2 protein-coding genes are annotated in these 3,428 nt (G+C 36.2%); both read right to left on the reverse strand.

The window, feature by feature from the left end; genetic code table 11:
- Positions 1-37 precede the first annotated feature (37 nt).
- Positions 38-2,695: an MMPL family transporter gene (locus TS1_RS12055; protein ID WP_068710718.1), complete on the reverse strand. Its 2,658-nt coding sequence runs from the start codon at positions 2,693-2,695 to the stop codon at positions 38-40.
- A gap of 48 nt (positions 2,696-2,743) precedes the next feature.
- Complete coding sequence (locus TS1_RS12060) at positions 2,744-3,310, reverse strand: TetR/AcrR family transcriptional regulator (protein WP_014123534.1); 567 nt, start codon at positions 3,308-3,310, stop codon at positions 2,744-2,746.
- Between the last annotated feature and the right edge of the window lie 118 nt (positions 3,311-3,428).

The following is a 3,428-nucleotide window of genomic DNA, read 5'->3' on the forward strand; positions in this document are numbered from 1 at the left end:
AAAAGCCGTAACCCCAAATTGAGTTACGACTTTATGATTAATTTTTTCTTGGATAAGTTAAACGAATTAAACTACTATTCATTGCTGGAATTAAGAAGACTAGTATAACCAGACCACTAATTACCCCAACAGCAACTTGTGTCAAGGTCAGAACTCCTGCTGGAATTAAGGCAGCAAATGTTCCCCCTAGGATAATTGCAGCTGAAATTACCACCGTTCCAATAATTCCTGCTGATTTAACAATTCGATCTCCAGCATCCTCGTTATCAAATTCACGGTACTTCATCATCAAGAAGATACTGTAATCTACTCCAAGGGCAACCAACATTACAAAGGTGAAGAAAGGTACATTCCATCCTAATAGATTTTCCCCAAGGAATGTACTACTAATAAAGCGTGTAATTCCTAGTCCACCTACGTATGCTAGTAGCAATGAAGCAATGATATAGAATGGTTGTAAGATAGAGCGCGTTACTAACATCAATGCAAGTGTAATGCCAACTAACATAATTACTGCACTACGTAAGAAATCTTGATTAGCAATACTTGATTTATCAGAAGTTTCAGAAGTCTGACCGCCAATCGAAACGGAAGCTTTCTTCAATGAGGTTCCCTTGATATTGTTGTTAATCATCGTTTGCAGACTTTCAACTTTTTTAATCGACTTAGCAGTTAATGGATCTGAATCTAAGACCACCGTGATCTTAGCGGCCTTTTTATTTGAAGATAAGTAGACATCTTCTGAATCTTTAAATGTATCACTTTCTAACACTGCTTTAGGCACAAATAATGTGTTAGATGCAGATGAATCTTGAAGTTCTTTCAAGTAATTATTGGATTCAGATAGCCCGTCATTTAGTTTACCAACGCTGCCACCAGCGGTTGCCATTTTTTGTTGTTGTCCCTTAAGTTCATTTCCAAGAGTTTGAGCATCATTACCGATTGCTTGGGTATAAGTGGCAATTGCTTGAAGGCGAGTTTGCATTGAACTTACTGAAGCCATTTCTTGGCTAGCTGCTCCAGAAAGAATCGTCATTTGTGTTTGTGATAATGGTTGACCAGCCGCTGCCATCTTTTGTTGTAAGGCCGTCATCAATTGTTGACCACTTACAGAGCTACCACTAGTTGATTGGATACTCTTCAACTCTTGCCCAATTAAGGTCGCTTTAGCACCGATATCTTCAAGTTGACTAGCATCAAAATCTCCACCAGTTAAACCTTTTTGAAGTTCTTTTAAGCCCGCTTGAGCCTTGCTTGTTTGGGAAGTCAACGTCTTCAATTGATCATTAACATAAAGCTGATCTAACTTATCGCCACCTGGTTGAGTAACTGATGCAACCGTCTTGATTCCATCAATACCTTTAATTTGGTTGGTTAAGTTATCAATAACTCTTAAATCACTTTCATTATCAAGCTTGTGACTGCTCTTGATATAGATGGTAGTAGGTTCCGCTGTTCCTTTGCTAAAGTGCTTTTGCACCGTCTTAAATCCTTGCTTAGCAGAATAATTAGCTGGTAGTTCAACGACTGTATCATAATTAAGTTTATTGTTATAAGTTAACAGCATTGGAATTGCTAAAATTACGATGATGCCTAAAGCAATCAATGGATTTTTAGCTGAGTGTCCTGAAAGCCAATCCCACAACTTACTGTGATTTGATTCTTTTGAATTATGACTAGGCCAGAATACCTTATTCCCGAGTAGTGACATAAAGAAGGGGTTAACGGTCAATAATGCTAGTAGTAAAATAGCAACCCCAATTCCAACCCCCGTTGCCGAACGGTAAATGGAAAACTTAGCCAATGCTAAAGTCAAGAATCCTAATAGAACGGTACTTCCTGAATAAAGAATCGTTTTCCCTGCCACCTTAAGTGAATGCTTCGTGGCAGTTTCTTTATCCATCCCCTCAATCAAATCATTCTTGAATTGGTTATAGAGTAAGATATTGTAATCCGTCCCGATTCCAAACATAACAACGACCATGAAAACTTGGGTAAAGTTTGAAATCGTAAATCCTGTATATTTAGCTAAATTCATCACTGCTGATAAAGCGACGATGAAAGATAGTCCAACAGTTCCTAAAGAAATTAAAGGAACAATTGGGGAACGGAAGACTAGAATTAGCACAATCAAAATGAAGACGATGGCAATAACTTCAGTCTTTTTAAGACCCTCTTCAATGGCTACCGAGAAATCATCATTTAAGATATCACTACCAGTTACGTAAGTTTTCACTCCGCTCGTCTTAGCTTCTTTAACCAGCTTTTGATTCATCTTCCGCACTGAATCCCGCTTACCTACATCTAGTTGCACTATCTGGGTTGATTTATCTTTTGAAATTAATTGCTTCTTAGTTGCCTCACTATCGTTAGGAGCAGTAACTCCTTTAATATCATACTTAGATTTATTATCTTTGATTTTATCAATAGTGTCATTAATACGATCTTTTTGCTTATGGGTTAAGGCTTGGTCACCATTATTAAAGACCAAAACGACCTGGCGCGTATTGCTAATTTTGTGGCCCCAATCTTTTTGGATGGTTTTAGCAACTTGGCTTTTAGCCGTATCCGGAATTTTGGTTTGACCTTTTTCAGCTACTAAGCTAGAAATATTAGGTAACATTACGATTCCTAAAATCAAAACGATAATCCAAGTCACAAACTTGGCAATGTTTTGTTTGATATACTTACTCATACTCTTCTCTCCTATCTATAATTAATCAATTCACTCTTCTCTTAATGCTTATTTCCCTAGTAACTCATCAACATATTCCATCGCTTCTCTCTTAGACAATGGATGATTTTCGATGAAAATCCACTTAAGTACCAACAAAATCGTATTACTATAATGCTTTGCTACTAATTCTAGTGGTACTTTCGAAGTTTGATTTTTTAGATCTTGCTTTAAAATCGTAATAGCCTCGTTTTTAAAGTACTCATAAATGCTGCTCACAATCGAACTATTATTAGCATTATGCTTTGCTAATTGAGTTAATAGTTCCCGATGCTGATCCATGGCCTCAAAGATTTGACCCAATATATATTCTTGAAGATTTTCGTCAGCAACGTCATGATACTGCTCAATATTGCTTTCTTCTTTGAATAATAACCAACAATAATTCAATAAATCTTTTTTATCTTCAAAATAGTTATAGAAAGTTGCCCGCGGAAAATTACTAATCTTACAAATTTCATTAATGCTAATATCGTCATACGATTTTTCCGCTAGTAGCTTATACATCGCATCCGAAAATGCTCTTAAAGTTCTTTGCGCTCCTTTGGTTGATTTTTTCGTCAAATCATATTTCATTTATTCCCTCCAAAAATGTTTTTCTCGATAAACTATTCTACCTCCACATATTTATTTTTACAACAGTTTAAATTTAGACATGTGTAAAAATGCGTTTCCATACAAAAAAAGTTACGAT

It is taken from the genome of Tetragenococcus solitarius NBRC 100494, from assembly GCF_001544195.1.
GTDB lineage: Bacteria > Bacillota > Bacilli > Lactobacillales > Enterococcaceae > Tetragenococcus > Tetragenococcus solitarius.